General features: G+C 34.6%; 7 protein-coding genes and 1 pseudogene. 5 read left to right on the top strand and 3 right to left on the bottom strand.

Annotated features, from left to right (window positions below):
- Positions 1-440, top strand: a 440-nt coding sequence (locus tag QZZ23_RS05120; RefSeq protein WP_292467426.1) for a PKD domain-containing protein, incomplete at its 5' end; no start/stop codon positions are given.
- Positions 441-949: 509 nt separating this feature from the next.
- Here the strand turns inward: QZZ23_RS05120 and QZZ23_RS05115 are convergent.
- Entirely contained in the window at positions 950-1,141 is a 192-nt protein-coding gene (locus QZZ23_RS05115; protein WP_292467425.1) for a TRAM domain-containing protein, read from the bottom strand.
- 355 nt (positions 1,142-1,496) lie between these two features.
- Between QZZ23_RS05115 and QZZ23_RS05110 the strand changes: the two genes are divergently transcribed.
- Positions 1,497-2,147, top strand: a complete 651-nt coding sequence (locus QZZ23_RS05110; RefSeq protein WP_292467423.1) for a YggS family pyridoxal phosphate-dependent enzyme — start codon at positions 1,497-1,499, stop codon at positions 2,145-2,147.
- 18 nt (positions 2,148-2,165) lie between these two features.
- Here QZZ23_RS05110 and QZZ23_RS05105 read toward each other — a convergent pair whose 3' ends face one another.
- Positions 2,166-2,651 carry a hypothetical protein gene (locus tag QZZ23_RS05105; RefSeq protein ID WP_292467421.1) on the bottom strand — a complete coding sequence of 162 codons (486 nt, stop codon included), beginning with the start codon at positions 2,649-2,651 and terminating at the stop codon, positions 2,166-2,168.
- Positions 2,652-2,886: 235 nt separating this feature from the next.
- On the opposite strand from QZZ23_RS05105, the gene QZZ23_RS05100 reads away from it, so the two are divergent.
- Together QZZ23_RS05100 and QZZ23_RS05095 are read left to right on the top strand one after the other, a co-directional pair.
- The gene (locus tag QZZ23_RS05100) at positions 2,887-3,576 is read left to right on the top strand and encodes a Yip1 family protein (RefSeq protein ID WP_292467419.1); all 690 of its coding nucleotides are present in this window, start codon (positions 2,887-2,889) and stop codon (positions 3,574-3,576) included.
- Between the two features lie 98 nt (positions 3,577-3,674).
- Positions 3,675-4,565 carry a hypothetical protein gene (locus QZZ23_RS05095; protein ID WP_292467417.1) on the top strand — a complete coding sequence of 297 codons (891 nt, stop codon included), beginning with the start codon at positions 3,675-3,677 and terminating at the stop codon, positions 4,563-4,565.
- A 99-nt stretch (positions 4,566-4,664) separates the two neighbouring features.
- Here the strand turns inward: QZZ23_RS05095 and QZZ23_RS05090 are convergent, their stop codons facing one another.
- Positions 4,665-5,510, bottom strand: a complete 846-nt coding sequence (locus tag QZZ23_RS05090; RefSeq protein ID WP_292467415.1) for a hypothetical protein — start codon at positions 5,508-5,510, stop codon at positions 4,665-4,667.
- Between the two features lie 225 nt (positions 5,511-5,735).
- Between QZZ23_RS05090 and QZZ23_RS05085 the strand changes: the two are divergent.
- Positions 5,736-6,113: pseudogene (locus tag QZZ23_RS05085) on the top strand (transposase); the annotation flags it as partial.
- Positions 6,114-6,275: the final 162 nt, after the last annotated feature.

The following is a 6,275-nucleotide window of genomic DNA, read 5'->3' as shown; positions in this document are numbered from 1 at the left end:
CAAGTTTTAGTTCTTCAACCCTTGCTGCAGGGACACATACCATTTACTTCAGCGTAAAGGACAATGATGGGGCATGGTCTAAAGAAGTATCCTCAACTTTAACCATAAGTGGAGCAACAACTTCTACAGAAACAACTCCTACAGAAACAACTCCTACAGCTTCAAATCAAAGACCTGTAGTCAGTATAACTTCCATCTCTCCGAGCCCTGCAACTGTTGGTAGTTCAGTCTCCTTTAAAGGAACCGGTTCTGATCCTGATGGCAAAATTGTCAAATATATCTGGAAGTCCGATCGTGATGGCTGGTTGGGCGATTCTACCAGTTCTGCCAGTTTCAGTACATCCAAGCTTTCTGCTGGCACTCACACCATTTGGTTACTTGTCGAAGACAATGATGGTAAATGGACTGGAGATAGATCTACTCTGGTAATTAAGAGATGAAGAGATTTGCGTAGAGTAACTAGATTAAAACTGTTAGAAAACAAATGAGGGCACAATTCAAAAGCCCTCTGTCTTTTTTTATTTTCAGGGCCTTAAGCAAAAAATAAAGAACACTTTTTTGCTATTGGAACCATATATTATGTTTATTAGTTTTAGTTTGGAACATTGTATGCTTTTTGATTTGCTTACTTTGCTTGAAAAACAGCTAATAAAGCCATTTAGTTATGAAATACTGTAAGTATCAGAAAGGGTTCACTGGATAATTCTAATTGAAGAAATATCAGAAAAGCAGCAGAGAAATTGATCAACTCTTTTGCATATTATTTTGTTCAATGGTTTAAGCATTGAATGCCTTCTTTTAATATTATGTCTCAGACTAAAGTGATTATTAACCTTAGCATTCTGATGCAAGAAAAAACAATGATGAATATATGTCAAAGAAAAATAAGAATGGAAAAACAAAATCTTGATTTTCCATAATAGTTATTTAAGATTTATTATTGTAAGAATTAAGCTACTTCGCCAAATGCGAACTTACGCATTACTTTTGTAACTTTAATGGTAACTTCGTCGCCGACCTTTGTTTCGGGGACAAAGACTACAAATCCGCTTACTCTTGCGATTCCGTCGCCTTCTCTTGCAATATCTTCGATTGTTACGTCATAACTTTCTCCAGCTTCTACTGGAGCATTTGAATCCATGTTGTTAAACAAATATTTCACGTCCTTTAAGAATCAGCTTAAAGAAACACAACCTTTTTTAGTTAAAGATACGAAAAAACAGTAAAAACAGTTAAGGTAATACCATCTAAACCTATAATTATCAAATTAGTTTCAGCCTCTAAAAGCAACCTTATTATGTAACGTATCTATATATTACTTCCCCTACGATATCAGGCGTGGTTTTCATCAAATTATACTTTATCGCTGTATTTTAACAACAACTTAACAAATCAAACGAGCTTTTTATATCAAATATAATTCTTTTAAGTTATAGTCTAACGTTAAAGACAAATAAAAAGTAATATTTTGAACAAACATATCATTGTGAACACAAATGTCAGTCGAAGCTAATATAAACTCGATCCTTAAAGAGCTTAAAGGAACTAAACTCATCTGTGTAACTAAGACAGTAGACCCTGAGAGGATAAACGAAGCCATCAGAGCCGGAGCCACAATTATAGGAGAGAACAGGATCCAGGAATTTGAGGATAAATGTGACTATCTTCTTCCCTGCAAGAAACATTTTATAGGACATCTACAGACAAATAAAACCAAAAAAGTAGTAGAGCTTTTTGACCTGATCCAGTCTGTTGATTCTCTAAAACTGGCGCATGAGATAGACCAGAAAGCCAGAGAGGCCGGAAAGGTCCTGGATGTTTATGTTCAGATAAATATCGGTAGTGAACCACAGAAATACGGTTTTGGACTTGATGAAATAAAGCAGACAATAAAAAAGGTTCAGACACTCGAAAATATCCAGGTGACAGGACTTATGTGCATCCCTCCTTATGTATCACCTGAAGAGGCACGCCTGTACTTTAGGAAAATGAAAACTTTGTTTGATGAGCTCCAGCAGGAAAATGCTGGTAACATCAATATTCAGGAATTATCCATGGGAATGTCAGGTGACTATCAAGTTGCCATTGAAGAAGGAGCTACCATGGTCCGCATTGGTTCTGCAATATTCGGAGATAGGGGATACTGAAGCTGACCTGTCATTAGGTCAATTTACTAATTCATCTCTGCTCTGATAAAGATACCATATCCCCCATAAACCATATAGTGCAATCAAAGGAAGGATTATTGAATATGAAACATATTTATCCGGATTTAGGTTTAAAGTGTCCCTTCCGATAAAAACAGTCGCCAGACTGACAATTGGCCAGTAAGCAGTAATTGCCATTGCTCCTACCATGGAATACAGACCCCACGCTTTCCTTTTCAGCAATCCTCCTATTCCAAGTAATAATAATGGGAGATATAACAGGGTGTCTGCCAATGCAAATCCTTTGGCCCAGGCAACACCAACTTCACTGACTTCTTCTACAGATTCCTGCAAGCCCATTGATACTGCCTGATCATAGTCCATTAATGAATATGTCTGACCTGAAAGAAGCATTATTGCCAGTATCACACCAATAAAAATAAAAATCCGAAAAGCAATGCTTTTTGATACGTTTTGCTCATGCTTACTATTATTTATCTCCATTTGAGATTCAACTGCTTAATTATCAACGCTTTTATTGAAACTTTAGTTTCGTAGTATTTATTTGTACCTGTATTAGGAATTCATTTTATAATTTCAGGGGAATCATAACTATTTAAGGCAAAAAACAGATCAAATAATAAATTTTAAATAGATGCAAACTTTATGAATAGTTAAGATAGTAAAGTAAATCAATTTGATATAGCTTTATTTTATTTTAAAAACGGACTGATAGTATATGCTGGAAATAGTCACCAATCCCGATAGTTTCTTCAAAAGAAAAATGAATGAAGAGATTGATTTCAAAATACCCCTTATGATCATGGGATTTGTCTGGCTTGTGGGATTATTGAAAATTGTGGTAGCTTTATCACTTTTTATGGGTACAGTACCAGATGATATGCCAGATGATGTGATACCTATTTTTATTGGTGCCATAATAATTGGAACCGTTATTGGCTTTGTAGGTATTTTTATCATGTGGCTTTTTGTTAGTGGTACTTTTTATGTGCTTTCCTGCCTATTCCATGGAAAAGGAAGTTTCAAACGAGTTATGGAATTTTTTTCCTATGGATTTATACCTTATATAATAGATGCATTCATTTCATCTATTTATCTGTACTACGTCTTTTCAGGTATTGATTTTATTTTTTTAGTTGAAAAATCTTCATCTTCAAGAAATGAATTTATGAGAATCTTTTTAAATGAATTTATCTTTGCTAACCTGCCTTTAACTGTGGTCTTATTTGTCTTTTCCACAATAATGTCTCTACTTACCATATACATATGGATCTACGGGTTAAAGCATTCCAGGAACATTTCACTTAAAAATTCTGTAATTGCCATTGTTATTCCGGTAGCAATGTATTCCATCTACAACTGGCTTTCTCTTTTGTTATATTTAATGGAGATATATAACTACTATTAAAATTGGAATGAAAACAACAAATTTTTATACTACAAATCAGATTAAACATTAACCTATCTAAAAAACATTGCTTTATGCAAAAAAAACAGGTGGTAATAATGAAAAAACGTATTATATTGGTACTTTTAGTTTTAATTCTATCCGCATCAGGGTGTACCGAGCAAAAAAGCGTTGCTAAGGAGGAGATTATACTTGCGACTTCATTGATGACTTCTGGAGAGGAACTCATTGAAGATATTGATTTTAATTATCCTACCGATGCTAAGAACAGACTCTATGCTTCAAAGGTAAGTTATGAAGATGCTCAGGAAATACTGGAAAACATAACTACAGAAGATGAGGAAAAGAAAAAGATAATTGAAACAAACATAATAATCTGCAATTACTATATTGAAAGCATTGAATCCCAAGAGCATCTCGCAGACTGTTATGAGCACCTTTCCAAAGCAGAGTCATACATCTATATTGAAGATTATGATAAGGCACATGAAGAGCTGACATTATTTAGTAATGCAGTTAGCAGTGCAAGTCCAAATTTGGAGAATGCAAAAAAATTATCTGATGATATTGATATGGATGTAGTGCCTTTGGAACTCAAACCAGTTCTGATATATGACAGAGAAACAATGTATAATAATCTGGATATAGTTTCAGAATTACAGGATCTACAGCTTACTATGGATTATCAGATCACTGGTCTTGAGAGTTATTTTAAAGCACTTGATCACATGGAAAACAAAGAATGGGAACAGGCTGAATCGAGATTTTATGAAGCTGGCTCAAATCTCACCAGCTCAAGAGATATTCTCATTGAATTGCAAGACTCCAAATATAGTGAAATATCTATCTCTGCAATAGAAAATGCCAGTGTGTATGATGATCTCGTTACTATTTCTGATCACTTCGCTCTGGCTTGTGGTTACATGGACGATGGCAAAGAAAGCAAAGCACAGGAAGAAATAGAGCTTGCACTTGAAGAATTAGAATAAACAATACAATGAAAACATAGAAATGGTTCTTGCGAAAAGAACCATTGTTATCTTTTTTAATATACAGTCCGTTTTTGCTAGAGAATTAAATAAGAAATTTTATTTACTATTGCTTTTTCTTTTTCGGGATTCCTGCAAAATCTTCACTGGTATGCTTGCTCCTGGAATTAGAGTTCCTGCAACTTCCCCTCCAATTTCAAACAGTGTTTCTTCAGTGAATATCTCTGCCATCTTTTCCCTGAGTACTTTACCAGAATAGAACTCACCAGTAATACCATCAAATTCCAGAACATTCTGTTTATTCTTTGGCAGCCATGAATATTCAAATGCGTAGATAGGTCTGAAATACAGATCTAAAATCTCGATCCTCACCGTCTCGTCCAGCACTTCATCTGCATCAATAGGCTTCATCATGTCGCTTAGCAGTTTCCTGACAATGTAGGCAGCCTTCATTTTTACCGGAACTACGATATTATCTCCGGTATTTAGTTCTTCGGTCTGAGATATTTCACGTTTTTCCATGGAAAGATATCGGGAGAAATCCTCTTCATTTTCCGCATAAGCATCTATAAATATTTCTTTAGTACTTGATTCCAGACAATGTTCAATACCGTGAAGTTTTACATTCCGTGTCTTGTCAATTTCCATTTCCTCATTGAAGATAATGACTTTTTGCACAGCAGGATCATTAATTTGTACCAAAAAATCAGTCATCCGTCGATACTCAAAATTGCTTGAGCATACAATATGCCAGAAAGGTTTGTACTGTTTTTCCGCATGAATTATACTAATATCCTCGGCTTTTGGTCTGGATAATAAATTCTTAATTCCACCAAATGCTGCGGTCTTTTTGTTCCAGGCAAGCTCTTTCATCTCCTCAAAAGACTTCTCACCTGTCAGTACCAGCATTCTTGGCTCAATTACCTCTAAGTTTAAATTTTCCACAATAAGTAATATGCCAAAATGAGAATAATAAGTTTTCTATTTTGTTTGATCAAACCATTTATCCCTATAATTACTAGCATTTTTTAATGAAGCAAAAAACGGCTCTGTAGAAATCCTCCAAATTCAAACAATAATGCAAGTCAATAAAACTTCTGTATGTTGTTCTGAATGGTGATTATTTTTGTTGAATTTTAGCTATACATAGTGATTTCAATATGTTTTCTACAGAGCCGATCCAAGTATTATGTCATGGACAAAGGCTACGATTCAGAAGAAATACATTCGATAACAAGAGATCAATTGAAAGCTATAGCTATGATTCCTTTGAGACTAAGAAAGAGGAAAATGATCAAAGGAAAGTACCGTAGAAAAATGGAACGGGAATTTAACAGAAAATTGTATCATAATAGAAATCTGGTTGAAACGATGTTTTCGGTTCTGAAAAGGAAATATAGTGAAGAAATAAGGGCAAAAGAGTATTGGAATCAACTGAAAGAAGTCAAATTCAAGCTACTTGTACATAACCTTGACAGGTATGTCAAGGTTATACTTGTTGTCAAAATGAGGATTTCTACAGAGCCCCAAAGTCCCCAATTATTATAAACAAATAATTATAGCCAATGAACATATGTAGTAGAAACCAGAGATGTGGAAGTGTCAAATATGAAGCAAAAACCCCGGAAAAGACTATAATAATACTGCCAATGCTTTCATGGCATATCTTAATAATATCTGCTCGGCATGTACTATACTATGGTTTCGATG

The sequence above is a fragment of the Methanolobus sp. genome (genome assembly GCF_016278385.1).
Lineage (GTDB): Archaea > Halobacteriota > Methanosarcinia > Methanosarcinales > Methanosarcinaceae > Methanolobus.
Note: the sequence above shows the minus strand (reverse complement) of the source record. Positions and strands in the feature narration are given on the sequence as shown.